This window comes from Amycolatopsis sp. NPDC059027, assembly GCF_042739735.1.
Lineage (GTDB): Bacteria > Actinomycetota > Actinomycetes > Mycobacteriales > Pseudonocardiaceae > Amycolatopsis.
In genome coordinates this window covers 22,930-45,972 of the sequence record NZ_JBHYIK010000006.1, presented here as the reverse complement: position 1 = coordinate 45,972, position 23,043 = coordinate 22,930, and the positions used below count along the sequence as shown (strand labels likewise).

At 70.2% G+C, this 23,043-nt stretch carries 27 protein-coding genes; 3 read left to right on the top strand and 24 right to left on the bottom strand.

Features of this window, described 5'->3' with window-relative positions:
* Window positions 1-486: 486 nt before the first annotated feature.
* Window positions 487-762, bottom strand: a complete 276-nt coding sequence (locus tag ACFWY9_RS06045; protein WP_378327306.1) for a hypothetical protein — start codon at window positions 760-762, stop codon at window positions 487-489.
* A gap of 29 nt (window positions 763-791) precedes the next feature.
* Complete coding sequence (gene rlmN / locus ACFWY9_RS06040) at window positions 792-1,898, bottom strand: 23S rRNA (adenine(2503)-C(2))-methyltransferase RlmN (RefSeq protein WP_378338271.1); 1,107 nt, start codon at window positions 1,896-1,898, stop codon at window positions 792-794.
* Between the two features lie 118 nt (window positions 1,899-2,016).
* Here rlmN and ACFWY9_RS06035 point away from each other — a divergent pair, with 118 nt between their 5' ends.
* The gene (locus tag ACFWY9_RS06035; RefSeq protein WP_378327308.1) at window positions 2,017-2,619 is read left to right on the top strand and encodes a PadR family transcriptional regulator; all 603 of its coding nucleotides are present in this window, start codon (window positions 2,017-2,019) and stop codon (window positions 2,617-2,619) included.
* Here ACFWY9_RS06035 and ACFWY9_RS06030 read toward each other — a convergent pair.
* A complete protein-coding gene (locus ACFWY9_RS06030; protein ID WP_378327309.1) occupies window positions 2,559-3,398 on the bottom strand; it encodes a class I SAM-dependent methyltransferase in 840 nt (279 codons plus the stop codon). The genes ACFWY9_RS06035 and ACFWY9_RS06030 overlap by 61 nt on opposite strands.
* Window positions 3,399-3,515: 117 nt before the next feature.
* Between ACFWY9_RS06030 and ACFWY9_RS06025 the strand changes: the two genes are divergently transcribed.
* Window positions 3,516-4,361: a VOC family protein gene (locus tag ACFWY9_RS06025; protein WP_378327310.1), complete on the top strand. Its 846-nt coding sequence runs from the start codon at window positions 3,516-3,518 to the stop codon at window positions 4,359-4,361.
* A gap of 29 nt (window positions 4,362-4,390) precedes the next feature.
* On the opposite strand, the gene ACFWY9_RS06020 is transcribed toward ACFWY9_RS06025, so the two are convergent.
* The 6 genes from ACFWY9_RS06020 to rpsB all read right to left on the bottom strand — a co-directional run bounded on the left by ACFWY9_RS06020 (window position 4,391) and on the right by rpsB (window position 9,990).
* A complete protein-coding gene (locus ACFWY9_RS06020) occupies window positions 4,391-5,716 on the bottom strand; it encodes an MFS transporter (protein ID WP_378338270.1) in 1,326 nt (441 codons plus the stop codon).
* Between the two features lie 69 nt (window positions 5,717-5,785).
* Window positions 5,786-6,691 carry a phosphatidate cytidylyltransferase gene (locus ACFWY9_RS06015; protein WP_378327312.1) on the bottom strand — a complete coding sequence of 302 codons (906 nt, stop codon included), beginning with the start codon at window positions 6,689-6,691 and terminating at the stop codon, window positions 5,786-5,788.
* Complete coding sequence (gene frr / locus ACFWY9_RS06010) at window positions 6,691-7,248, bottom strand: ribosome recycling factor (protein ID WP_378327313.1); 558 nt, start codon at window positions 7,246-7,248, stop codon at window positions 6,691-6,693. The genes ACFWY9_RS06015 and frr overlap by 1 nt, the downstream gene beginning before the upstream one ends.
* 51 nt (window positions 7,249-7,299) lie before the next feature.
* The gene (gene pyrH, locus ACFWY9_RS06005; RefSeq protein WP_378327367.1) at window positions 7,300-8,043 is read right to left on the bottom strand and encodes a UMP kinase; all 744 of its coding nucleotides are present in this window, start codon (window positions 8,041-8,043) and stop codon (window positions 7,300-7,302) included.
* A 164-nt stretch (window positions 8,044-8,207) separates the two neighbouring features.
* Window positions 8,208-9,023: a translation elongation factor Ts gene (tsf, locus tag ACFWY9_RS06000; RefSeq protein WP_378327314.1), complete on the bottom strand. Its 816-nt coding sequence runs from the start codon at window positions 9,021-9,023 to the stop codon at window positions 8,208-8,210.
* 94 nt (window positions 9,024-9,117) lie between these two features.
* The gene (gene rpsB / locus ACFWY9_RS05995) at window positions 9,118-9,990 is read right to left on the bottom strand and encodes a 30S ribosomal protein S2 (protein ID WP_378338269.1); all 873 of its coding nucleotides are present in this window, start codon (window positions 9,988-9,990) and stop codon (window positions 9,118-9,120) included.
* A gap of 371 nt (window positions 9,991-10,361) precedes the next feature.
* Between rpsB and ACFWY9_RS05990 the strand changes: the two genes are divergently transcribed.
* On the top strand, window positions 10,362-10,967 hold the full coding sequence (locus tag ACFWY9_RS05990) for a murein hydrolase activator EnvC family protein (protein ID WP_378327316.1): 606 nt from the start codon (window positions 10,362-10,364) through the stop codon (window positions 10,965-10,967).
* Here ACFWY9_RS05990 and ACFWY9_RS05985 read toward each other — a convergent pair.
* The 15 genes from ACFWY9_RS05985 to ACFWY9_RS05915 all read right to left on the bottom strand — a co-directional run bounded on the left by ACFWY9_RS05985 (window position 10,924) and on the right by ACFWY9_RS05915 (window position 22,932).
* A complete protein-coding gene (locus ACFWY9_RS05985) occupies window positions 10,924-11,772 on the bottom strand; it encodes a FliA/WhiG family RNA polymerase sigma factor (RefSeq protein ID WP_378327317.1) in 849 nt (282 codons plus the stop codon). The genes ACFWY9_RS05990 and ACFWY9_RS05985 overlap by 44 nt on opposite strands.
* Window positions 11,773-11,881: 109 nt before the next feature.
* On the bottom strand, window positions 11,882-12,880 hold the full coding sequence (locus ACFWY9_RS05980; protein WP_378327318.1) for a tyrosine recombinase XerC: 999 nt from the start codon (window positions 12,878-12,880) through the stop codon (window positions 11,882-11,884).
* Window positions 12,881-12,970: 90 nt separating this feature from the next.
* The gene (gene dprA, locus ACFWY9_RS05975; protein WP_378338268.1) at window positions 12,971-14,113 is read right to left on the bottom strand and encodes a DNA-processing protein DprA; all 1,143 of its coding nucleotides are present in this window, start codon (window positions 14,111-14,113) and stop codon (window positions 12,971-12,973) included.
* 292 nt (window positions 14,114-14,405) lie between these two features.
* Complete coding sequence (locus tag ACFWY9_RS05970) at window positions 14,406-15,920, bottom strand: YifB family Mg chelatase-like AAA ATPase (protein WP_378338267.1); 1,515 nt, start codon at window positions 15,918-15,920, stop codon at window positions 14,406-14,408.
* The gene (locus tag ACFWY9_RS05965) at window positions 15,921-16,316 is read right to left on the bottom strand and encodes a YraN family protein (RefSeq protein ID WP_378327321.1); all 396 of its coding nucleotides are present in this window, start codon (window positions 16,314-16,316) and stop codon (window positions 15,921-15,923) included.
* A 203-nt stretch (window positions 16,317-16,519) separates the two neighbouring features.
* Window positions 16,520-16,843 carry a DUF2469 domain-containing protein gene (locus ACFWY9_RS05960; protein ID WP_003096226.1) on the bottom strand — a complete coding sequence of 108 codons (324 nt, stop codon included), beginning with the start codon at window positions 16,841-16,843 and terminating at the stop codon, window positions 16,520-16,522.
* Entirely contained in the window at window positions 16,840-17,619 is a 780-nt protein-coding gene (locus tag ACFWY9_RS05955; protein WP_378327368.1) for a ribonuclease HII, read from the bottom strand. The genes ACFWY9_RS05960 and ACFWY9_RS05955 overlap by 4 nt, the downstream gene beginning before the upstream one ends.
* A 78-nt stretch (window positions 17,620-17,697) precedes the next feature.
* Window positions 17,698-18,648: a signal peptidase I gene (lepB, locus tag ACFWY9_RS05950; RefSeq protein WP_378327322.1), complete on the bottom strand. Its 951-nt coding sequence runs from the start codon at window positions 18,646-18,648 to the stop codon at window positions 17,698-17,700.
* 31 nt (window positions 18,649-18,679) lie between these two features.
* Window positions 18,680-19,048 carry a 50S ribosomal protein L19 gene (gene rplS, locus ACFWY9_RS05945; RefSeq protein WP_378327323.1) on the bottom strand — a complete coding sequence of 123 codons (369 nt, stop codon included), beginning with the start codon at window positions 19,046-19,048 and terminating at the stop codon, window positions 18,680-18,682.
* A 175-nt stretch (window positions 19,049-19,223) separates the two neighbouring features.
* Complete coding sequence (trmD, locus tag ACFWY9_RS05940) at window positions 19,224-19,964, bottom strand: tRNA (guanosine(37)-N1)-methyltransferase TrmD (RefSeq protein ID WP_378338343.1); 741 nt, start codon at window positions 19,962-19,964, stop codon at window positions 19,224-19,226.
* 5 nt (window positions 19,965-19,969) lie between these two features.
* Window positions 19,970-20,680 carry a hypothetical protein gene (locus ACFWY9_RS05935; protein ID WP_378338266.1) on the bottom strand — a complete coding sequence of 237 codons (711 nt, stop codon included), beginning with the start codon at window positions 20,678-20,680 and terminating at the stop codon, window positions 19,970-19,972.
* A gap of 80 nt (window positions 20,681-20,760) precedes the next feature.
* Window positions 20,761-21,276, bottom strand: a complete 516-nt coding sequence (rimM, locus tag ACFWY9_RS05930; RefSeq protein WP_378338265.1) for a ribosome maturation factor RimM — start codon at window positions 21,274-21,276, stop codon at window positions 20,761-20,763.
* Window positions 21,277-21,295: 19 nt separating this feature from the next.
* On the bottom strand, window positions 21,296-21,535 hold the full coding sequence (locus ACFWY9_RS05925; RefSeq protein WP_003103110.1) for an RNA-binding protein: 240 nt from the start codon (window positions 21,533-21,535) through the stop codon (window positions 21,296-21,298).
* Window positions 21,532-21,972, bottom strand: a complete 441-nt coding sequence (gene rpsP / locus ACFWY9_RS05920; protein WP_378327326.1) for a 30S ribosomal protein S16 — start codon at window positions 21,970-21,972, stop codon at window positions 21,532-21,534. Before rpsP ends, ACFWY9_RS05925 begins: the two co-directional genes overlap by 4 nt.
* 171 nt (window positions 21,973-22,143) lie before the next feature.
* Window positions 22,144-22,932 carry a CPBP family intramembrane glutamic endopeptidase gene (locus ACFWY9_RS05915; RefSeq protein WP_378327327.1) on the bottom strand — a complete coding sequence of 263 codons (789 nt, stop codon included), beginning with the start codon at window positions 22,930-22,932 and terminating at the stop codon, window positions 22,144-22,146.
* Between the last annotated feature and the right edge of the window lie 111 nt (window positions 22,933-23,043).

The following is a 23,043-nucleotide window of genomic DNA, read 5'->3' as shown; positions in this document are numbered from 1 at the left end:
GACCGTTTCTGCTGCTCAAGTTTTTGCCTCAGGCCGTGAGACGCCGCACCGGACCGCCCCTTTGCTTCCGCGACAACCCAGCCATTCGGAGCCCGGCCGAACAGATCCGAACGTTGCCGCGTCCCGCCGAATGTCGGCCGGAATGAGCGAAGTTCGGTGCAGCCACTCGTACACCGACGCAGCGCCACGAGCCAAGCGGTCACCCGGCGCTCGACCGGTCGTGAACAGCGCATGCGCGAGATCGTCTACCGTAAACCTCAACTCACCATGCGGCGAAACAGCACTTTCCGGAAACGCGAAGGCGCTATAGGGGACGACGAATTCAGGCGGGATGGAGCGCACGACAAGGTACTCCGTTCGTCGATGCCCGATTTTGACGATATCCACCGTATCGCAGAGGCATCGGCGATGTACGAACCTCGCTCAGCGTTCGACTGCGAGCGGATGGCACGCCGTGGCAGTCTCCAGCCGGACGGGGGTCTGTGGTCAACGCTCAAGCCACGGACCGAGCACCTTCTCCAGATCAGCGTCCGACAACGCTCGCGGCCCACCGTGGAACTCATGCCACCGCGCCGCGTCGCACGCCGCCGCGTACTCCACCTCGAAGGCACGCATCAACACGTACACGAACGTCACTGAGCTAAACCGGTCACCCAGCAGCGTCCGCGCTTCGCGAACGACTTCTGTAGCTCCGCGACCGCACACGTCCGCGAGCCGGAGCTCCTCCGCAGCCGGGTCCAGCAGGCTGGGGGCATACATCACGACGAACTCTCCACAGCGAAACGCATAACTCAGCCTTCGGCTGCCAGCTGGCCGCAGGCGGCCGCGATCTCCTGGCCACGGGTGTCCCGCACCGTGCACGCCACTCCCCCGGCGTTGACCAGCCGCACGAACTCCCGCTCCACCGGCTTCGGCGACGCGTCCCACTTCGAACCCGGCGTCGGGTTCAACGGAATGACGTTGACGTGGACCAGCTGGCCGAGGTGCTTCCGCAGCCGCTTCGCCAGAAGCTCGGCGCGCCAAGGCTGATCGTTGATGTCCCGGATCAACGCGTACTCGATCGACACCCGCCGACCCGACGTGTCCGCGTAGTACCGCGCGGCCGAAAGAACCTCGTCCACCGACCACCGGTTGTTCACCGGCACCAGCGTGTCCCGCAGCTCGTCATCCGGAGTGTGCAACGAAACCGCCAGCCGCACCTGCATCTTCTCGTCCGCCAGCTTCCGGATCGCCGGAGCAAGGCCCACCGTCGACACCGTCACCGAACGCTGCGAGATCCCCAAACCCGACGGCGCGGGGTCCGTGATCCGGCGCACCGCGGCCACCACCCGCTTGTAGTTGGCGAGGGGCTCGCCCATGCCCATGAAGACGATGTTCGACAGGCGGCCGGGGCCGCCGGGCATGAGGCCGTCGCGCATGACCGCTGCCGCGGAGCGGACCTGGTCGACGATCTCCGCCGTCGACAGGTTGCGATCGAGACCGCCCTGGCCGGTCGCGCAGAAGGGGCAGGCCATGCCACAGCCGGCCTGGCTCGAGATGCACAGCGTCGCGCGGTCCGGGTAGCGCATCAGGACGCTCTCCAGCAGCGTGCCGTCGTGCGCGCGCCACAGGGTCTTGCGCGTGGTGCCCTCGTCCGTGGTGAGCGCGCGGACCTCGGTCAGCAGCGGCGGCATGAGCTCGCCGACGAGCCGTTGCCGGGCCGCGGCCGGGATGTCGGTCATCGCCTCGGGGTCGACGGTGAGGCGGGCGAAGTAGTGGTTGGAGAGCTGCTTGGCGCGGAACGGCTTCTCACCGAGCGCGGCCACGGCCTCGGCGCGTTCGGTGGCCGAGAGGTCGGCGAGGTGGCGCGGCGGGAGGCCGCGCTTGGGCGCGTCGAAGACGAGGGGGAGGGCAGTCATAGCACGTCCAGTGTCCCATGCCGGGCGTTGCGGGCCACGTCACACCATCGATGTTGCCAAACGACAGGTTCCGATATATCGTGAACGTGTCGGAATACTTCGAGAAAGGACTCAGATCATGAGACGACACCAACGATTCCCTCGCGAACGTGGCCGGGCGGACTTCGGGCCGTGGGCCCGTGGCGGCTTCGGCGACTTCCCCCCGGGGCGCGGGCACGGCTCGCGTGGACGGCGGGGAGGCGGACGGCGCAGCAGGCGCGGCGACGTCCGGGCCGCGATCCTGGCGCTGCTCGCGGAGCAGCCCCGGCACGGCTACGAGATCATCCGGGAAATCGGCGAACGCAGCGGCGGCTTCTGGAAGCCGAGCCCCGGCTCGGTCTATCCGACGCTGCAGATGCTGGCCGACGAAGGACTCGTCCTCAGCAAGGACGAGCACGGCAAGAAGCTCTTCGAGCTGACCGACGAGGGCCGCGCCGCCGCCGAGCGGCAGGACTCCACGCCGCCGTGGGAGCACATCGCCCACGACGTCGACCCGAACGAGGTCGGGCTCCGCAAGGCGGGCGCCGGACTGGCCGCCGCGGTCGTCCAGGTGATGCGCGCCGGTTCCGAGAGCCAGCAGGCCCGCGCGGCGGACGTGCTGAACGAAGCGCGTCGCTCGATCTACGCCATTTTGGGTGAGGTCGAAGAGGACGCACCCGAGTCCCCGGCGGCGGCCGAGTGACCGGGCAAGGCGAGGCCGGTGGGCTTGACGCGCACATGGACGCGATAGCCCACCGGCAGCGTCATTTCCGCGCTCCCGGCGTGGAATTCCCTGGCGTTGCGGCGATGCACCTCGGCGATCGCCCGCGCCGCGACCTTCGCGCTGAACTCGATCTTCAGCACTGACTCCATCGCGGCGGCGTCTTCGAACCGCCAGCGCGTCGCCACCCGGCGGCACCGGAACCCCGCCCGGTCGAAGAACCGCTCGACGGCGGGCGGGTCGTAGGCCGGCAGATCCTCACGCATCCAGCTCCCGTACGGATCGCTGGTGACGTCGAGGTCCACGATCAGGATCGCGCCACCCGGCCGCAGCACGCGTTCGGCTTCGCGGAGCCCCGGCTCGCAGCCCGGCCCGAAGAAGTACGCGGTGCGCGCGTGCACCACGTCCACGCAGGCGTCGCCGACGGGAAGCCGTTGCGCCCGGCCCTGCCGGACCTCGGCGTTCGCCAGGTCCCGCACCCGTTCGGCGGCGTCGCGGGCGAGCGGTTCGTGGGGCTCGACACCGAGCACGGAACGAGCGTCGCGGGCGAAGTACGGCAAATGGAAACCGTCGCCGCAGCCCACGTCGAGCACGTCACGGCCGGCCCAGTCGTACTCCTCGCGCAGCACCCGCCAGATCTCGCCGTCGATGTCCTGCGCACGGTTCTCCACCTCGTAAGCCCGCTGGTAGTACCAGATGTTCGGGCTCGGCACGACCTCGGACCGCCGGGCCTGCGCCACGGACCGGGGCAACCACCGCACTTCGGATCTCCCTTTCCGGTAGTCGGCAGGAGGATCCTCGATCTTCCGGCATCGAAACTTGGCGAAAAACTTATGCGACCCCTCTAGACTCCACCGAAGCCCGGAGGGAGACCCAGTATGCCGTCAGGTCCGCCCAGCCCACCATCCCCGGTCGCCACCGGGCTTCCCTGCTGGATCGAGCTCGGCTGCCAGGACGAGGCCGCGGCGCAACGGTTCTACAGCGGGCTCTTCGGCTGGCAGTACACGACCAAACGGGACCCGGCGACGCCGGACCGGCGCTACTCCATCGCGACCTCCGGCGGGATCCAGGCCAGCGGTCTGTACCGCGCGAGCGCCCAGAGCCCGCAAGGCTGGGTCCCGCATCTGGCGGTGCCGCACACCGCGAGCGCCGCGGAGTGGGTCGTCCACCTCGGCGGCCGGGTGACGCTCGGGCCGCTCCCGATTCCCCATCGCGGCGCGATCCTGCACGTGATCGACGCCTGCGGCGCACCGCTGGTGCTGTGGGAGGTTCCGCCGGACTGGCAGTTCGCGACCGGACGCCCCAACACCTTCAGCGGCGCCGACCTCAACACCCACGACGGCGCGTCCGCCGATCACTTCTACTGCAAGCTGTTCACGTACTCGAGCCATCAGATCGGCGACGGCGAGTCGATGGACTACGCGGAATGGATGGTAGAGCACGAGCCCGTGCTCTACCGCTACGTCATGGGCCCGGAATACCGCCGCGACACTCCCCCGCACTGGCTCGTCTACTTCGACGTCGACCCGGTCCGCGGCAGTGACGCCGCGGCCGCCGACGCACTCGCCCTCGGCGGCGCCGTCGTCATCGAGCCCTACGACACCCCGTTCGGCCGAGTGGCGATCCTCGCCGACCCGGACGGTTCGGTGTTCGCGGTGATCGACCACTCGCGCGCGGCCGAGACCTGGGGCAGCGCCGAGGTCGACGACCCCTACGACGACTGATCCCGCGCGGCGGGAGCAAGGGACCTTTGCTATCGCCGGACGCCGAGAGCGAGCAACGCGATCACGACGTACCCGGCCGCGACCAGCCACATGGCCGTGCCGGGAAGCAGGCCTCCGACGAGCGCGACACCGACAGCACCGCCGGTCTGCCGTGACGCGTTGAGTACCCCGGCGGCGAGTCCTGCCTTGTCCGGCAACGCGTTCATCGCCACCGACGTCATCGCGGGCATCGCCAGCGAGCAGCAGCCGTAGATCGCCGAGAAGACGATCAGCACGAGCACCGACCGGCCGGCGGGCAGCAGCGCGAACCCGATCGAACCGGCGAGCCCGGCCAGCGCACCGGCGACGATCGGGAGGCGCGCGCCGAACCGGCTGGTGAGCCTGCCGGAGAAGAACGCGTTGATCCCGACCACTGCGGTCAGCGGCACCAGCGCCAGCCCCGCGGGCAGCGCGCCCAGTGTCCACACCCGTTGCAGGAACAGCGCGAGGCAGAACAATGCGCCGTACATGCCGAAGTTGAACAGACCGCCGTTCGGGGTCGCGACCGCGAAGTTCCGTACGCGCAGCGCACCCGGCGGAAGCACCGGCGCGGGCACGATCCGTTCCACGACAACGAAAAGCGCACCGCATACCACCCCGGCCCCCAGCAGCACGAGCGTCGGGGCGGCAAGCCACCCGGCATGGCCCGACTCGATGAACCCGGCCACGAGGCACGCCAGCGCGGCCGTGCCGAAAACCTGGCCCATACCGTCGATGCGTGTGCGCGCCCGCAACGGCGTCTCGGTCACCGCGCGGCGCGTCAGCACGATCGCGAGCAACCCGACCGGGACGTTGACCGCGAACACCAGCCGCCAGTCGGCCAGCCCCACCGCGAGCCCGCCCAGCAGCGGCCCCGCGGCGAGCCCGATCCCGCTCATCCCGCCCCATACGCCCAGTGCTCGTGCCCGCGCGCCGGCGTCGGGAAACTGATGCGCGATGAGCGCCAGCGACGAGGGCAGCAACGCCGCGGCCCCGGCACCCTGCACCGCGCGGGCGGCGATCAGCCAGGGCAGTGAACCCGCTGCGGCACAAGCGATCGAGGCGAGGACGAACACGGCGACGCCCGCCTCGAACACCCGCCGCGCACCCCAGCGGTCCCCCGCCGCGCCCCAGGTGAGCAGGAACGCCGCGAGCGTCACCGTGTAGGCGTCGACGACCCATTGCAGCGCGGCCGTGGACGGTTCGGCGTAGTCGGCGCTGATCGCCGGGAGCGCGAGGTTCACGATCGTCGCGTCCAGCGTGATCATGAAGAAGCCGAGGCAGACCGCGGTGAGCGCGAGCCGGGCCGGTGCCTGCGGTGTGGTCTCGGTGATCATGCCTTCAGTGAACCGCCGGAACGGTTCGGCGATCGCCGAAAAATCCCCTTCCCTGCCCGCGGAACGGGCTCAGGGAGTGGGGACGAACGCCGAAAGCAGCAGCCAGGAAACGACCGCCGAGGGCAGCAAGGAGTCCAGGCGGTCCATCAGCCCGCCGTGGCCGGGCAGCATCGTGCCCATGTCCTTGATCCCGAGGTCACGCTTGATGAGCGACTCGACGAGGTCGCCGAGCGTCGCGGTCAGCACGACCGCCACGCCGAACAGCATGCCCTGCCAGGCGTGGCCGTTCAGCAGCAGGCTGAGCGACAGCGCGCCGGCGACCAGGCCCGCGACCATCGACCCGGCGAAGCCCTCCCAGGTCTTCTTCGGGCTGATGGACGGTGCCATCGGGTGTTTCCCGCCGAGGACACCGGCGATGTAGCCGCCGGTGTCGGAGGCGACGACGCAGATCATGAAGGTGAGTACCCGGCCGACGCCGTCGCCGGGGTCGACGAGCATCGCCGCGAACGCGCCGAACAGCGGGAGGTACGCGGCGGCGAACACCGAGGCACCGATGTCCCGCAGGTAGCCCTGCGCACCGCCGGGCAGCCGCCACAACAGACACGCCAGCACCGTCAGCACGAACGCGGTGATCATGCCCTCGCGGCCGAACGGCCAGGCGAGCCAGATCATCGCCTGCCCGCCGACGAGCACCGGGACGAGCGCGACCCGGATGTCCGCGGCCCGGCGCAGTGCCCCGGCGAGCTCGACGGTGCCGACGCCGATCGCGATGGCCACGATGCCGATGAACAGATGACGGACGGTGAGCAAGGAAACGATGATCGCCGCGCCCAGCACCACGCCGACGGCGATGGCCGCGGGGAGATTGCGGCCTGCTTTGGAAACCTTCTTCGGCGGTTCCGGCTGCTCCACCGGATCCGGCTCGGGTTCCGGGGTGTCCACCCGGTCCTCGCGCTCCTCGCTCACCTGTGCCATCAGACCTCGAGCAGCTCGGCTTCCTTGTGTTTCACCAGGTCGTCGACCTGGTGCACGTAGGTGTCGGTGAGGTTCTGCAGCTCCTTCTCCGCGTGCACGACCTCGTCCTCACCCGCCTCGCCGTCCTTCTTGATACGGTCCAGCTCTTCCTTCGCCTTACGACGGATGCTGCGGATGGAGACGCGGGCGTCCTCACCCTTGCCCTTGGCGACCTTCACCATCTCCTTGCGCCGCTCCTCGGTGAGCTGCGGGATGACGATGCGGATCACGTTGCCGTCGTTGCTCGGGTTGACACCGAGGTCGGACTCGCGGATCGCCTTCTCGATCGCGGCCAGCTGGGTCGTGTCGTAAGGCTTGATCAGCGCCATCCGGGCCTCGGGGACGTTCACGCTGGCGAGCTGGTTCAGCGGGGTCGGCGCACCGTAGTACTCGACGACGATGCGCGAGAACATCGACGGGGTGGCCCGGCCGGTGCGTACCGACGTCAGGTCCTCCTTCGCGACGGACACCGCTTTTTCCATCTTCTCCTCGGCGTCGAGGAGGGTCTCGTCGATCACGGCTACTCCCGGTGGTTGTGATGGTGGGCGCTGCGATAGATCCCAGCAGGTCTAGGCCGATACCCCGTCAGCGGGGGTACTGACCAGGGTGCCGATCCTCTCACCACTGACCGCACGGGCGATGTTCCCCTCGGTGAGCAGGTTGAACACGATGATCGGCATGTTGTTGTCCATGCAGAGGCTGAACGCGGTGGCGTCGGCGACCTTGAGATCCCGCTCGAGCACCTCGCGGTGGCTGATCTCGTGGAACATCTTGGCACTCGGGTCGCTCTTCGGGTCGGCGGTGTAGACCCCGTCGACGGCCTTGGCCATCAGGACCGCCTCGCAGCCGAGCTCGAGCGCGCGCTGGGCGGCCGCCGTGTCGGTGGAGAAGTAGGGCATGCCGACCCCGGCGCCGAAGATGACGACGCGGCCCTTCTCCAGGTGCCGCTCGGCACGGCGCGGGATGTAGGGCTCGGCGACCTGGCCCATGGTGATCGCGGTCTGCACGCGGGTGGGCAGGCCCTCCTTCTCGAGGAAGTCCTGCAGCGCCAAGCAGTTCATCACGGTGCCGAGCATCGCCATGTAGTCGGCGCGATCGCGGTCCATGCCACGCTGGGACAGCTCGGCGCCGCGGAAGTAGTTGCCGCCGCCGATGACCACGGCGATCTGGACCCCGGTCCGCGCGACCGCGGCGATCTGCCGGGCGACCGAGTGCACCACATCCGGGTCGACGCCGATGGAACCACCACCGAACATCTCGCCGCCCAGCTTCAGCAGCACCCGCCGATAGCCGCCCTCGACCCGGTCACCCATTCTCACGCGCCTCCTGTTGTGTGCTCATGGACCCGCTTCGCGAATCCCGCCAGACCCACCTGTGCCCCGTCCCCGATGAGCGGAGACGGGGCACAGTGGTGTCGAACTCCGCAGACGTACTCTCTCCCGCGGAGGCGGCGTCAACCCTAGCCGTACGGCTTCGATCAGGCCTGGCCGACCTCGAACCGGGCGAACCGGGTCAGGGTCACGCCCGCCTCGTCCAGCAAGGCCTTCACGGTCTTCTTGTTGTCCTTGACCGACGGCTGCTCGAGCAGGACGTTGTCCTTGTAGTAGGCGTTGACCTTGCCCTCGACGATCTTCGGCAGCGCCTGCTCCGGCTTGCCTTCCTCGCGGGCGGTCTGGTCGGCGATGCGGCGCTCGTTCTCGATGATCTCGGCCGGCACCTCCTCGCGGGTCAGGTACTTCGCGCGCAGCGCGGCGACCTGCATGGCGGCGCCGCGGGCGGCGTCGACGTCGTCACCGGTGAACTCGACCAGCACGCCCACGGCGGGGGGCAGGTCCGAGCCGCGGCGGTGCAGGTAGGTCGCGGTCTTGCCCTCGAAGGCCACGACCCTGCGCAGCTCCAGCTTCTCGCCGATGCGGGCCGACAGCTCCTGCACGACCTCGTTGACCGGCTTGCCGTCCAGGTCGGCCGCCTTCAGCGCCTCGACGTCGCTGGTCTTGAGGCCCTTGGCGACCTCGACGATCCGGGCGGCCAGCTGCTGGAAGTCGTCGTTCTTGGCGACGAAGTCGGTCTCGGAGTCCAGCTCGATCAGCACGCCACCGTCACCGGTGACGAGGCCCTCGGCGGTGGCGCGCTCGGCGCGCTTGCCGACGTCCTTGGCACCCTTGATGCGCAGGAACTCGACAGCCTTGTCGAAGTCGCCCTCGTTCTCCTCGAGCGCCTTCTTGCAGTCCATCATGCCGGCGCCGGTCATCTCGCGCAGGCGCTTCACGTCAGCGGCGGTGTAGTTCGCCATCGTGCGTAATCCGTCCTTTTTCAGGTACGTGAAATCTTTGTGCGGGGGTCGAAACCCGTGCGGCCGGGGCGGCCGGCCGCACGGGCACGGAGCGTCAGGAGGAGGCGGTGGCCTGCTCGGCCTCGGCCTTGGCGGCCTCGGTCGTGTCCGCGGCGGCGGCAGCGTTGTCCGCGCCGGCGTTCTCGGCGCCGGCGAGCAGCTCCTTCTCCCACTCGGCCAGCGGCTCGTCCGAGGCGACACCCGGCTCCGGCTTCGCGTCGGCCGAAGCGCCGTTGCGGCTGGAACGGGCCATCAGACCGGCGGCGGCGGCCTCGGCGACGACCTTGGTCAGCAGCGCGGCGGACCGGATCGCGTCGTCGTTGCCCGGGATCGGGTAGTCGACCTCGTCCGGGTCGCAGTTGGTGTCGAGGATCGCGACGACCGGGATGTTGAGCTTGCGAGCCTCGCCGACGGCGATGTGCTCCTTCTTGGTGTCGACGATCCACACCGCGCTCGGCACCTTGGCCATGTCACGGATACCGCCGAGGGTCTTCTCCAGCTTTTCCTTCTCGCGGGTCAGCGTCAGGATCTCGCGCTTGGTGAGACCGGCGAAGCCACCGGTCTGCTCCTGGGCCTCGAGCTCCTTGAGGCGCAGGAGACGCTTGTGCACGGTCTGGAAGTTGGTCAGCATGCCGCCGAGCCAGCGCTGGTTCACGTACGGCATGCCGACGCGGGTGGCCTCGTTGGCGATGGCCTCCTGCGCCTGCTTCTTCGTGCCGACGAACATGATCGTGCCGCCGTGCGCGACGGTCTCCTTGATGAACTCGAAGGCACGGTCGATGTAGCTCAGCGTCTGCTGCAGGTCGATGATGTAGATGCCGTTGCGCTCGGTGAAGATGTAGCGCTTCATCTTCGGGTTCCACCGACGGGTCTGGTGCCCGAAGTGCACGCCGCTGTCGAGCAGCTGCTTCATGGTGACGACGGCCATTGCCGGAATCACACCTCTTCTGTGTCGTGCGCGCCGGTGGTCGTGCCGGCACGCTGCTCGGTTTTGTCGCGATCGGCCGGGTGGCCGCTCGCCCTGGTGCAGTGCCGGAACCCGGACCCCGTGGTGAAAACCCCAGGGACCGCCGGGCGCCGTGCGTCCTCATTCGTCCGGCTGAAGAGACTGCCGGTGGACGCGCACGTGCACGCGAAGTCAGTCCGCTCACGCGAACCGCTGAATTGATTCTACCCCCTGCCACCAGCCCTATCCCCACCGGCGGCCCGATCCGGCCCGGTTGTCCACAACGGGTCCGGTTGTCCACAGATTTCCGGCGCCGCCTCCCTGCCCGCCACGTACCCGACACCCTGGGAGCCATGACCGCATCCACCTGCCCCCGCATCCGGCTGCGGCCGATGTTCGCCCTGCTCGTGGCCCTGTTCCTCGGGTTCGCCGGGCTCGTCGCGCCCCCTGCCACCGCCGCGTCGAAAGCCGGGCCACGGCTGTCCTGGCCGCTGTCCCCGGTCCCGAAGGTGACCAGATACTTCGACGCGCCCGGCACCCCGTTCGGCCCGGGCCACCGCGGTGTCGATCTCGCCGCCGCACCCGGCCAGCAAGTACTCACCGCTGCCGAGGGCGTCGTCGTCTTCGCCGGTGTGCTCGCCGGGCGGGGTGTCGTCTCCGTCGACCACGACGGCGGCCTCCGCACCACCTACGAACCCGTCACCCCATCGGTGTCGGCGGGTGAGCAGGTCTATCGCGGCCAGCCGCTGGGCACCGTCGTCGCCGGGCATCCCGGTTGCACAGTGGCCGCGTGCCTGCACTGGGGCGTCCGCCGGGGCCACGAGTATCTGGACCCGCTCGCGCTCACCGGTGAACAGGGCGAAATCCGGCTGAAGCCGTACTTTTCGCGGGAAGACGCTCTTTCCCCCGAGGACGCTAGGGATTCGACTGTTCGACGAGTTTGGCCCGCAGGCGCATGACGGCCCGGGTGTGCAGCTGGCTGACCCGCGACTCGGTCACCCCCAGCACCTTGCCGATCTCCGCGAGCGTCAGGCTCTCGAAGTAGTAGAGGCTCACGACGATCTTGTCCCGCTCGGTCAGCTGCGCGATCGCCTGCGCGAGCTGCCGCCGGTTGTCCTGGTCCACGAGGACCGCCACCGGGTCGACCGCGTCGTCGTCGGGCAGCGAGTCGACGAGCGAGCCGCTGTCCTTGCCCGCCGCGACGAGGTCTTCGAGCGCGACGACGCTGGTGAGCTGGAGCTGGCCGTAGAAATCACGCAGATCGTCGACGGTGATGCCGAGTTCCGTGGCGAGTTCGGCGTCGGTCGGGGTGCGGTGCAGCCGCGCACCGAGCCGTTCGAGGGCCCGCTCGGCCTCCTTCGCCTTGCTGCGCACCGCGCGGGGCACCCAGTCCTGGGACCGCAGATCGTCCAGGATCGCACCGCGGATCCGTTGCATCGCATACGTCTCGAACCGCAGGCCCCGGTCGGGATCGAACTTCTCGATCGCGTCGACGAGCCCGAAGATGCCCGACTGGACCAGATCACCGACGTCGACGTGGGTGGGCAGCCCGGTGCCGACCCGGCCCGCGACGTACTTGACCAGCGGCGCGTAGTGCAGCACCAGCCTGTCCCGCGACGCCTGGTCCGGGGTGTCGGCGAACTGCCGCCACAGAGCCTGGATGCCCGCGTCCACGTCATAGCCGGGACGGCCGTCTGCGACGACGTCCCCGGCGCCGTGAGCGGTCACCCCGGCGGCTTCGGTGACATGAGATCCCGCGGTCATTGCACCGTCGTTCTCGACATGCGGCTCAGTATGGTCTCCGTGCTCGTGCGGATGCGCGTGCGCCGCCGGTTCCGGCGCCGACGGTCCGACCGAACCCCCGCCGGCCTTCTCAGGCCCGCGGATGTGCTCGATCATGGATCGCCTTCAACCGGTCGACGGTCACATGAGTGTAGAGCTGCGTCGTGGCAAGCGTAGCGTGACCGAGCAGTTCCTGAACGCTCCTGAGATCGGCGCCGCCTTCCAGCAGATGGGTGGCCGCCGAATGCCGCAGGCCGTGGGGGCCCATATCGAGGGCTCCCGGTACCGACCCGACGGCGTCGTGCACCACCCGCCGGGCGGTCCGAGGGTCCAGCCGCTTGCCCCGCACGCCCAGGAAGAGCGCCTCCTCCCCCGCCGTGGCGACGAGCTCGGGCCGTCCCTCGTCCAGCCAGGCGCGGACGGCTTCGGCCGCGGGTACCCCGAACGGCACCACGCGTTCCTTCCCGCCCTTGCCCAGCACCGTCACGACACGACGGGAGAAGTCGGCCGAGGCGACGTCGAGACCGCACAGCTCGGAAACCCGGATCCCGGTGGCGTAGAGCAGCTCCAGCACCGCGCGATCCCGCAACGCCACCGGATCCCGTTCGGCGGCGCCCGCCTCCGACGCCCGCATCACCTCGCCCGCCTGCTCGGCACGGAGAACTCCGGGCAGGGTGCGATGCGCGCGCGGGGCCGCGAGCCGTCCGCCGGGATCGGCACCCAGATCGCCACGCCGGTGTGCCCACGCCGTGAACGTCCGTGCGGAGGCCGCACGACGGGCCAGCGTCGTCCGGCTGGCTCCCTCGGTGTGCTGCCGGGCCAGCCACCCCCGCAGCGCACCGATGTCCAACGCCGCGAGTTCCCGATCCGGCGCCTTCTCGTCGCCCGCACCGGTGACGAAACCCAGCAGGGACACCGCATCGCCGACGTACGCGCGCACCGTGTGCGCGGAGAGGCCCCGCTCGAGGCTCAGATGCCGCTCGTAGGCGGTGACGACCTCCTGGACCGGCTCGGGCAGCGCGGCACGCAGCGCGCGCAGATCCGGCCGGCGGGCACGGCGGCGGTTCCCGGCGGGATTCGCGGACGGCATGGTGATCACGCTGCGCGATCAGCCGCGGCTGGTCAAGCATCGCCACACCCGATCGCCCCAGGTTCTGTTTCAGGAGCGCGAAGCCGCTCTCTAAGAACGTCGCGGGCATCGCCGCCACCCCACTTCCCCACGCGCCGCGAAACCGTCGATCTCCAGTGCGGGCAGCAGCGCCCGCACCTTGCCCACGGGGACACCGGAGTCGGCCGCGACCTGTTCCGCCGAGCGGCCCGCACGGGGCGTGAGCGCGTCGTACACCCGCAACGCGTCCGGGGCGAGCCCGTCGGTGGCCCGCCGCGGGCGCTCTGGTTCGGCCTCGGCACTCCCGAACCGGCCGACCGTTTCGACGATGTCGTCGACCGAAGCGATCAGGGTCGCGTACGACTCGCGGATCAAGGTGTGGCAGCCCACCGACATCGCCGAGCTGACCGGCCCGGGCAGCGCCATCACGACCTTCCCGAGTGCTCCGGCCGTCCCCGCCGTGTTCCGGGCACCGCTGCGCCGCCCTGCCTCGATCACCACCGTGCCCTCGGTCAGGGCCGCGATAAGCCTGTTCCTGACCAGGAAGCGATGTCGCGCAGGCGGGGTACCCGGCGGGTACTCGCTGACGACGGCGCCGCCGTTGGCGGTGATCCGGTTCAGCAGGCTCACGTGCCCGGCCGGGTATCCGGCGTCGAGGGCACAGCCCAGCACCGCCACGGTCGGCCCGCCCGCTGTCAGCGCCCCACGGTGGGCGGCACCGTCGACGCCATACGCAGCGCCCGAGAACACCGCCATGCCCCGGGTCGCCAAGCCGTATGCGAGTTCCGTCGCCCAGTGCTCGCCGTACGACGTGGCCGCACGCGCCCCCACGATGGCGACGGCTCCGCCGGCGACGTCAGCGAGGGACAGATCCCCGCGTACCCACAACGCGAGTGGCGGGGAACTGCCTTGGACCCCACGCCCCGCCGCGACCGACAAGGAGTGCAACGGCCACGCGGGCCATTCCTCGTCCTCGGGAATGACCAGCCGGGCGCCGGTTCCGGCCGCCCACGCCAGATCGCGTTCGACGAGGTCGTGCTCGCGCCGGGCGCTGGTCTCCTCCCGGATCTTCGGCGGGCAGTCGCCACGGCGGACACGCTCGGCCGCCACCACCGGTCCGTGCGCGCCGACGAACTCGACCAGGCCGGGCGCCGGGGGTTCGGCTACCCGGAGCAGGTACGCCCTGGCTGCCCGCTCGGGCTCGACCGCACTCATGTCGCCTCCCGGTTTCCGGCCGCCGACGCGTGGAACGGCTTCTCCCGCAATGCGAATGTCAGACGTGCTCTGTCCTCAAGGGACAGTCCGCCTGGCTCGGCCACCACCCGGGCACGTGCTTCCGGGCCGGGTGCCGGAGGCCGTTCGTGGTGACGTTCGGGGGCACGCGTCCCGGTATGGGGCCGGTCGCGGGCGTCGTACCCTGGCTCGGGCCGGCAGCACGCTTCGAGCCTGAAGGCCATCCCGGCTCGCCTGCGCCGTGCCGAACCACGGGAAAACCGGCGGAACTTCCTCATGCCGCGCTCCGTTCCCGGAAGCCGAGTGCCGCGGCCACGTGATCGCCGCCGGGCCGGGCCACGCCGTCCAGATCGGCGAGAGTCCAAGCGATCCGCAAGCACCTGTCGGCACCGCGTGCGGTGATGACGCCCCTGTCGAGCGCGCGATCGAGGACGGCGGTGGTGCCGCGGGGAAGACCGAACTCCCGGCGCAAGGCCGGGCCCGGTACCTCGGAGTTCACCCGCCAGCCGTGTTCCCGCCACCGCCTCTCCGCCCGTTCCCTGGCGGAGAGGACCCGCTTCCGCACCGCCGCCGACCCCTCCGGGGTCTCGACCTCGTGGGCGCTGATAGCCGTCAGTGGACGGAGCCGCACCCGGAGGTCGACCCGGTCCAGCAGCGGGCCGGAGAGCCTGCCGAGATAACGCCGCCGCGCGGTGGCGGAGCAGGTGCAGTCGGTCTCCTTCGGCGGTGCGCAAGGACACGGATTCGTCGCCAGAATCAGCTGGAACCGCGCGGGGTAGGAGACCGCGCCCTTGACCCGCGCGATGCGCACCTCCCCCTCTTCCAGCACCGTGCGCAGGGACTCCAGGCGTTGACCACCGAACTCGCACACTTCGTCGAGGAAGAGCACCCCGCGGTGCGCGCGGCTGATCGCGCCGGGTGAGGCCAGCCCGCTGCCGCCGCCGATAAGCGCGGCGACGGTGATCGAATGATGCGGTGCCACGAACGGCGGCACGGTGACCAGCGGCGCCGTCCGGGACAGCGAGCCGTCGACCGAGTGCACGGCCGTCACCTGGAGGGACTCCTCCGGTGACAACCGGGGCAGCAGACCGGGCAGCCGCTTCGCGAGCAGGGTCTTGCCGACCCCGGGCGGCCCGGTGAGCAGCAGATGATGCCCGCCGGCGGCGGCGACTTCCAGCGCCCACCGGGCCTCGGGCTGCCCGACGACATCGGCCAGATCCGGGACGGAGGACGGCGCGGCCACGGGTTCGGGCGGAGCGGTCGGCTGGAGCTCGGCCTCGCCCTTCAGCCAGGCCACCAGATCGGCCAGCCGGGACGCGCCCGCGACCTCGACCCCGTCGACGAGCGCCGCCTCGAACAGCGATTCCACCGGGACGACGGCTCGGGCGAACCCCGCCGCGCGAGCGGCCAGCAGCCCGGGCAGGACACCGCGCACCGGGCGGATCCGGCCGTCGAGGGCCAGTTCGCCGAGCAGTACCGTGCCGAGCAGACGTGTCGCCGGAACCGCGCCCAGTGCGGCCAGTACCGCGGCCGCGATCCCGAGGTCGTACCCGGAGCCGACCTTGGGCAGATTCGCCGGCGAGAGCCCGAGCGTCACCTTCCCGTCCGGCCACGGCTGACCGGAGTTCCGGACCGCGGACCGCACCCGGTCCTTGGCCTCGCGCAGCCCGGCGTCGGGCAGCCCGACCAGGGTCACGCGGCTCAGCCCGCCGCCGAGATCCGCCTCGATCTCGATCATCTTGCCGTCGATCCCGAGCACCGCGACCGACCAGGCCTTCGCGATCGGCATCTAGAACGCCGCCTTGAGATGCCGGACGCTCGGGCGCTCCCCGGGACTCGCGAGCACGGTGACGACGTCGTAGCGCGTCCGGCACCAGCCGAGATGGAAGGTGCGCAGCCACTGCGCGGCGGCCCGCCGGACCCGCTCGGTCTTCTCCGGGGTCACGGTCTCCGACGGCAGGCCGTACTCGGTGCTCGATCGGGTCTTGACCTCGCAGAACACGACTCTGGACCGGTCGGTGAGAACGAGGTCCAGCTCGCCCTCGCGACAGCTCCAGTTCCGGCTGAGCAGGACCAGCCCGGCGCGTTGCAGATAGTCCGCTGCCAGCTGTTCGCCCCATCGGCCGAAGTCGCGGCGCCAGTGCGCCCCGGCTTCGTACCCGGGATGGCGTGCCAAACCCGTCATCGTGCCCCCTCGGCTTTCCGTGATCCCGGACGACCGGCGGGTAGCCGGACCGTCACGGTGCGTGTGTGATCAACGGTGCCAGGGTGATCGGGGCGAGCACCAGGCTCGATCGTCCGCCCTGTGGACAACCGGGGTGCTGTGGATGAACAGGCCCGTCACGGTGCCCGTGACGGCGAAACTGTCGGTGGGAGGTGCTAGGGGGCTCAGCCCGAGAAGGGGCCGTCCTCGGGCAGCCGGAGGTCGGGTTTGTCGAGCTCCTCGACGTTGACGTCCTTGAAGGTGATGACCCGGACGTGCTTGACGAACCGGGCCGGGCGGTACATGTCCCACACCCAGGCGTCCGACATCCGGACCTCGAAGTACACTTCGCCGCCGCCGTCCCTGACCTGCACGTCCACCGCGTTGGCCAGGTAGAACCGCCGCTCGGTCTCCACCACGTACGAGAACTGGCCGACGATGTCGCGGTACTCGCGGTACAGCGAGAGCTCCATCTCGGTCTCGTACTTCTCGAGATCCTCAGCGCTCATGAAACCCGCGCCCCTCCTCGCGATCGTCCTGCCGCGCGTGCGGCGGAGCGTTCATTGTTACCCACCTGGCGGGCCAGGGCACGGACCGGCACGCTCGGGTTTTCCAGCGCGGCGTAGGTGAGCACCACCCGGTGCGGCGGGGTGAGGCCGTGCGCGGCGGCCGCGGTGGCGACATTCGTGTAGGACCAGCGGTGTGCCGCACTCGGCCCGTGCTCGGTCAGCGCGGCGATGTGGTCGGCCGTGCTGTAGCCCTTGTGCACGTCGAAGCCGTAGTGCGGCAGGTCCTCGTGCAGGCCCGCCATGATGCGGTCCCTGGTCACCTTCGCCAGCACGGACGCCGCGGCGATGCTGGCCACGGACCGGTCGCCCTTGATCACCGCCACGCTCGGCGCGGGCATACCCGGCACGGGAAAGCCGTCGATCAGCACATACCCCGGGTTCTCGCGCAAGCCCACCACCGCGCGCCGCATCGCCTCGAGGTTCATCACCCGGATCCCGTACAGGTCGACCTCGGTGGACGGGACGACGACGACCCGGTAGTCCAGTGCCCTGGCCAGCACCCGGTCGTAGACCCGGTCCCGCGCCTTGGCGGTGAGCATCTTCGAGTCGGTCAGCTCGGGAAGACGGGCCGCGTCGCCCGGTTTCAGGACACAGGACGCGACGACGAGCGGGCCCGCGCATGCACCCGCCCCCGCCTCGTCGACTCCGGCGACCGGGCCGAGGCCCCGGCGTTCGAGGGCGCCCTGGAGGCCCCAGAAGAGCTCGCCGCGCACCACGGCGCGGGGTGGCCGCAGCGGCTCGGCCGCGGCGCGGGGAACGGGAACTGTCAAGGCTGGATTACCCCGTCCGGGAAGTCAGGTCCGGCGTTTCCGTCCGGCGGCCGCCTTGCGGACGCCCGCGGTCAGCTTCCTGCCCACGAACAGCGTGGGCCACGCGGCCGCGACGCCGACGCCGAGCGGGAGACCGCTCTGCCACGCCGGGGCGCCCAGTGCGACCGCCTGCGCGTTCTCCTGCGGGTTGTGGTCGGTGATGCCGCCCCAGCGGTTCGGCGGGAGCACGATGATCCGCGCCTTGCCGATGACGTCGGCCACCGGAACCGCCCCCGCCGGCCCGCCGCCACCCTGGAACCGCGAGTCGTTGGAGTTGTTCCGGTTGTCGCCCATCACCCACAGGCTGCCGTCCGGCACCTTCACCGGCGGGAACGACGACTGGGTCTGCTGGCTCGGGTCGTCCCAGTGGATGTAGGGCTCGTCGAGCGCCTTGCCGTCCACGATGACGCGGTTCTGCGTGTCGCAGCACTGCACGGTCTGGCCGCCGGTCGCGATCACCCGCTTGACGAAATCGCGTTCGTCCGGCGGGGCGAACCCGACCAGCGAGCCGAGCCCGCGCAGCGCGCGCACCACGAAGTTGCTCGGCTCCTGCGGCGGGATCTCGTTCTGCGTCCAGGCGGGCGGGCCCTTGAAGACCACCACGTCACCCGGGGAGGGATCGGTGAAGTCGTAGGTCACCCTGTCGACCAGGATGCGGTCGCCGGTGCAGCCGGTGCACCCGTGCAGCGTGGCCTCCATCGATCCCGAGGGGATCATGAACACCTTCGCGAGGAACGTCTGGATCAGGATCGTGAGCACCAGGGCGATCACGAGCAGGATCGGCAGTTCCTTCCAGAACGACCGCTTCTTCTTCGAACGGGGCTTCGCCCGCCGATGTGCCCCGTGGCGCTCCTCGGAGCGGGAACGCCACGGACGCTCCTGTTCCGGGCGTTCGGGCTCATCCTCGGGCGCGTTCTGGGACACGGGTTCGACCACGGAGCCAGGCTACCGGTAACCGAGCTGAGGCTCAGGAAGCCGAGGTGGTCTCGCGGCTCTCGCGGCGCTCCTTGATCTTCGCGGCCTTGCCGCGCAGGTCGCGCAGGTAGTACAGCTTGGCCCGGCGGACGTCACCGCGCTTGAAGACCTCGACCTTGGCGAGGTTCGGCGAGTGCACCGGGAAGGTGCGCTCGACGCCGACGCCGAAGGAGACCTTGCGGACGGTGAAGGTCTCGCGGATGCCCGCGCCCTGGCGGCGGATGACGACGCCCTGGAAGATCTGGTTCCGCTCGCGGTTGCCCTCGATGACGCGGACGTGGACCTTCAGCGTGTCGCCCGGGCGGAAAGCCGGGATGTCGGAACGCAGTGACTGCGCGTCCAGCGCGTCCAGGGTGTTCATCGGTGGTCCGTCCTCGTCGATTCGTATGGCTGGTGTTCACGGGTCCCGGGCGCGCGCGGTAGTACGACTGCGGCCGTTCCCGGGAGCTGTCGGCGGGCTCGTGGACGACGGGGTCCACTCACACCAACCGGTCAAGTATGACAGAGCCGTCGGCTCGCACTCGCCAGGGGGCGACCTAGTCCCCCGCCAGCCCGTCGAGCACGGCACGATCGTGCTGGTCCAGGCTGTCTTCCGGCAGCGCCGCGAGCAGATCGGGGCGGCGCCGGGCGGTCCGCTCCAGTGCCTGGTCGCGCCGCCAGCGGTCGATCAGCGCGTGGTTTCCCGAGCGCAGGACCTCCGGGACGGCGAGGTCGCGCCACACCTCCGGCCGGGTGTAGCTGGGGCCTTCCAGCAGACCGTCGGAGAACGAGTCCTCGGCGGCCGAGCGCACGTTGCCGAGGACCCCCGGCAGCAGGCGGACGACGGCCTCGACCATGACCAGCACCGCGGCCTCGCCGCCGACGAGCACGTAGTCGCCGATGGACACCTCGTCCACCGGCATGCGGCGCGCGGCGTCGTCGACGACCCGCTGGTCGATGCCCTCGTAGCGGCCGCACGCGAACACCAGGTGCTCCTCGGCCGCGTACGCGTGCGCGAGTTCCTGGGTGAACGGCCTGCCGGCCGGGGTCGGCACGACGAGCCTGCTCTTTTCGCCGCAGACCTCGTCCAGCGCGGGGCCCCAGATCTGCGGTTTCATCACCATGCCGGGACCACCGCCGTACGGCGCGTCGTCGACGGCACGGTGCACGTCGTGCGTCCAGTTCCGCAGGTCGTGGACGCCGATCTCGATGAGCCCGCGGTCGATCGCCCTGCCGAGCAGCGCGGCCCGCAGCGGGTCGAGGTACTCGGGGAAGATCGTGACGACGTCGATGCGCACGCGGGTCACCAGTTCCAGTACTGCGTCGCCTCGGCGTGCCACGGCGACGGGACCTGCTGGTCGATCTGGAAGGCCATGCCGAGTCCCTGCGCGATCTTGATGTCGCGGCGGAGCGTCTCGCGGACCGGGGAACCCGCGGGCAGGCCGTTGTTGTCCGACCACGCCTCGCTCTGCGTCACGCAGGTCCGCGTGCCGAACCGGGCCGACGAGCACGGCGCGGGAGCGCCCCAGGTCTGGGTGTGCGTGAACTGGAAGGTCTTGCCCGAGCTTTCCTCGGTGATCGTGCCCTCGGCACGCAGCTGGTAGTTCGCCGCGGGGACGTTCCAGAGCACGTAGTGCTGGCGGTCGCCGTCGGAAGGGATGGCGACGCAGTTGGTGCCCGCGGCGTCGCACCGCGATTCGCTGGTGACGCGCTGGCGGTAGTACGTCCCGTTGCCGCCCCAGCCGTCGAGGAGCACCCAGTCGCCGGAGCGGACGAAGTGCTCGGCGTAGGACGGCGGCCAGGTCTTCGGGTCACCCCACGAGATGTGCGACTCGTTCGCCGACTGCGGGGACCACGCCCACTGGAACGCCTGCTCCCCCGGCGGCGCGTACTGCCCGGCGCTGCGCTGGAACATCATCGAGAAGTCGCCGTAGACCGGACCCGCGGCCTGCGCTGCCGGGGTCAGCAGCGCGGCGAACGCCAGCAGGACGGCACCGATAACGGCAGCTCGCATGGTTCCCCTCACCATCTTGCGGGACACCCGCACCCGATCGGTACTCGTGAGCGGGCTCCGCGATTGTCGTTCACGATGCCTCAATCGGCGTCCAGCAGGCCCTCGGGCGGGTCGAGCACGACGCGCCCGCCCGCGACGTCGACCAGCGGCACGATGGCCTTGACGAACGGCACCAGCACGGAGTCCCCGTCGCGGTCGAGTTCGAGCAGCTCGCCGCCGGGCGAGTGCACCACCTCGACGACCTTCCCGACCAGCGATCCGTCGGTCAGCTCGGCGCGGAGACCGGCCAGCTCGTGGTCGTAGAACTCGTCGGGGTCCTCGATCGGCGGCAGCGCGTCGGTGTCGGCGAACAGCATCGCGCCCCGCAGCGTCTCGGCGACATCGCGGGTGAGGACCTCCTCGAAACGCACCAGCAGCCGCCCGCTGTGTTCGCGGGCGGCTGCCACGGTGAGTGCCCTGCTGCTGCCGTCACGCAGCTTCGTCGTCACGACCGCGCCGATCGCGAAACGCCTCTCCGGCGAGTCGGTGCGCACGTCCACGGCGAGTTCGCCCCGGATGCCGTGCGCCTTGGCGACGCGGCCGACCACGACGTCCATGTCGATCTTCCCGTGCTGGTCAGCGGTCGGTGTCGACGACGTCCACGCGGACGCCCCGGCCACCGATGCCGCCCATCACGGTGCGCAGAGCGGTCGCGGTGCGACCACCCCGGCCAATCACCTTGCCCAGGTCGTCAGGGTGCACGTGCACCTCGAGCGTGCGGCCACGACGCGTGGTCAGCAGCTCGACCCGGACCTCGTCCGGGTTGTCGACGATGCCCCGGACCAGGTGCTCGAGGGAGTCGGCCAGGAAGCTCACGCCTCGCTCTTCTCGCCCTCAGCCTCGGCCTTGTCGGCGTCGGCCTTCTTCGACGACTTCTTCTTGGCGGTGATGGCCTCGGTGGCGGGCTCCTCACCGGCCGCGGCGAGCGCCGCGTTGAACAGGTCCTGCTTGGACGGCTTCGGCTCCTTGACCTTCAGGGTGCCCTCGGCGCCCGGCAGGCCCTTGAACTTCTGCCAGTCGCCGGTGATCTCCAGGATGCGCTGCACCGGCTCGGTCGGCTGCGCGCCGACACCCAGCCAGTACTGGGCGCGCTCGGAGTCGACCTCGATGAAGCTGGGCTCTTCCTTCGGGTGGTACTTGCCGATCGTCTCGATGGCCTTGCCGTCCCGGCGGGTACGCGCGTCGGCGATGATGATGCGGTAGTACGGCGCACGGATCTTGCCGAGGCGCTGCAGCTTGATCTTGACGGCCACGGGTGTGGGTACTCCTCAGTTCTCTCGATGCAAGGGCGGGCACACACGAACCGAGTGGGGATACGGACGCGGGCACCCAAAGGTCGACAGCTCCCGCGCGGTGAGAGGGTCCGGCGGAAGCGGGCAAGCGAACATTCTGCCAGATCGACCCCCCGGCCCGTGCAGCCGGGCTCAGAACGAGGCCAGTCCGAGCGCCGAGACCAGGATCGCCACCGCGGGCAGGAAGTTGTTCATCTGGTGCGCCACGACACTGCCGAGCAGCCGCCCGGTGCACAGCCTCGCCAGGCCGATCGGCACCGAGATGAGCAGCAGCAACGTGGTCCGCAGCGGTTCGAGGTGGCTGACCGCGAACACCGCGGTGGACAACAGGAACGCCGCGACCCTGCCCCAGCGCTCGCTGCGCCACTGCAGCCGCTCGACCGCGCCCCAGAGCAGGCCGCGGTAGATGACCTCCTCGCAGATCGGGCCGATCAGCCAGAGGTAGACGAACATCACGATGGCGGCGGACACCGACATCTTCCGGTTCTCGACCAGCGCGCTGATCGCCGACGACGCGTTCGCGTTGCCGACGATCTGGGTCCAGACGTAGGCCCCCAGCGTCGTGCAGACCAGCCCGACGCAGCCGAACTTGAGCCCGACGCGCACGTCCGAGAGGTTCCACGAAAGCCGCAGGTCCACGCGCGGGCCGTTGCCGCGGACGTAGGTGATCAGCACCGCGGCGCCCGCCGCGATCATGGTCGGCAGCATCGTGCCGAGCAGGACGACCCGCATGGGCAGCGGCTGGCCCGGTGCCTCGCCGACGATGGCGCTGATGAAGGCCGCCGAGGCGATCAGCACGGCTTCCACGAGCAGGAAGGCGCCGAATCCCCAGCGGTGGGACGGGGGCGGGGCGGCGCTCAGTACGTCCTCCGATAACGGCGCGGTACCCGGAAGGGATTCCCCGGATTGGGAAGTCGTCACGCCGGTCCTCCGGTGTTCTGTTCGGCTGCCGCGACGAGCCTAACCGTCTCCACGATCCCGTACAGTGCCGACCACGTTACCCACAGCTGATCAATTCGGCCACGCGTTCAC

Excerpts from the sequence above, each read along its gene's own strand:
- ACFWY9_RS05970 (WP_378338267.1), bottom strand. The coding sequence starts at position 15,920 with ATGCCGATCGCGAAGGCCTGGTCGGTCGCGGTGCTCGGGATCGACGGC.
- ACFWY9_RS06015 (WP_378327312.1), bottom strand. The coding sequence starts at position 6,691 with ATGGCACAGGTGAGCGAGGAGCGCGAGGACCGGGTGGACACCCCGGAA.
- ACFWY9_RS05965 (WP_378327321.1), bottom strand. The coding sequence starts at position 16,316 with ATGACGGGTTTGGCACGCCATCCCGGGTACGAAGCCGGGGCGCACTGG.
- rlmN (WP_378338271.1), bottom strand. The coding sequence starts at position 1,898 with ATGACTGCCCTCCCCCTCGTCTTCGACGCGCCCAAGCGCGGCCTCCCG.
- ACFWY9_RS05990 (WP_378327316.1), top strand. The coding sequence starts at position 10,362 with ATGACCGCATCCACCTGCCCCCGCATCCGGCTGCGGCCGATGTTCGCC.
- ACFWY9_RS06035 (WP_378327308.1), top strand. The coding sequence starts at position 2,017 with ATGAGACGACACCAACGATTCCCTCGCGAACGTGGCCGGGCGGACTTC.
- rplS (WP_378327323.1), bottom strand. The coding sequence starts at position 19,048 with ATGAACACCCTGGACGCGCTGGACGCGCAGTCACTGCGTTCCGACATC.
- ACFWY9_RS05960 (WP_003096226.1), bottom strand. The coding sequence starts at position 16,843 with ATGAGCGCTGAGGATCTCGAGAAGTACGAGACCGAGATGGAGCTCTCG.
- ACFWY9_RS06020 (WP_378338270.1), bottom strand. The coding sequence starts at position 5,716 with ATGATCACCGAGACCACACCGCAGGCACCGGCCCGGCTCGCGCTCACC.
- ACFWY9_RS05980 (WP_378327318.1), bottom strand. The coding sequence starts at position 12,880 with ATGCCGTCCGCGAATCCCGCCGGGAACCGCCGCCGTGCCCGCCGGCCG.
- dprA (WP_378338268.1), bottom strand. The coding sequence starts at position 14,113 with ATGAGTGCGGTCGAGCCCGAGCGGGCAGCCAGGGCGTACCTGCTCCGG.
- pyrH (WP_378327367.1), bottom strand. The coding sequence starts at position 8,043 with ATGGGTGACCGGGTCGAGGGCGGCTATCGGCGGGTGCTGCTGAAGCTG.
- ACFWY9_RS05985 (WP_378327317.1), bottom strand. The coding sequence starts at position 11,772 with ATGACCGCGGGATCTCATGTCACCGAAGCCGCCGGGGTGACCGCTCAC.
- ACFWY9_RS06025 (WP_378327310.1), top strand. The coding sequence starts at position 3,516 with ATGCCGTCAGGTCCGCCCAGCCCACCATCCCCGGTCGCCACCGGGCTT.
- ACFWY9_RS05935 (WP_378338266.1), bottom strand. The coding sequence starts at position 20,680 with ATGCGAGCTGCCGTTATCGGTGCCGTCCTGCTGGCGTTCGCCGCGCTG.
- rimM (WP_378338265.1), bottom strand. The coding sequence starts at position 21,276 with ATGGACGTCGTGGTCGGCCGCGTCGCCAAGGCGCACGGCATCCGGGGC.
- tsf (WP_378327314.1), bottom strand. The coding sequence starts at position 9,023 with ATGGCGAACTACACCGCCGCTGACGTGAAGCGCCTGCGCGAGATGACC.
- rpsB (WP_378338269.1), bottom strand. The coding sequence starts at position 9,990 with ATGGCCGTCGTCACCATGAAGCAGCTGCTCGACAGCGGCGTGCACTTC.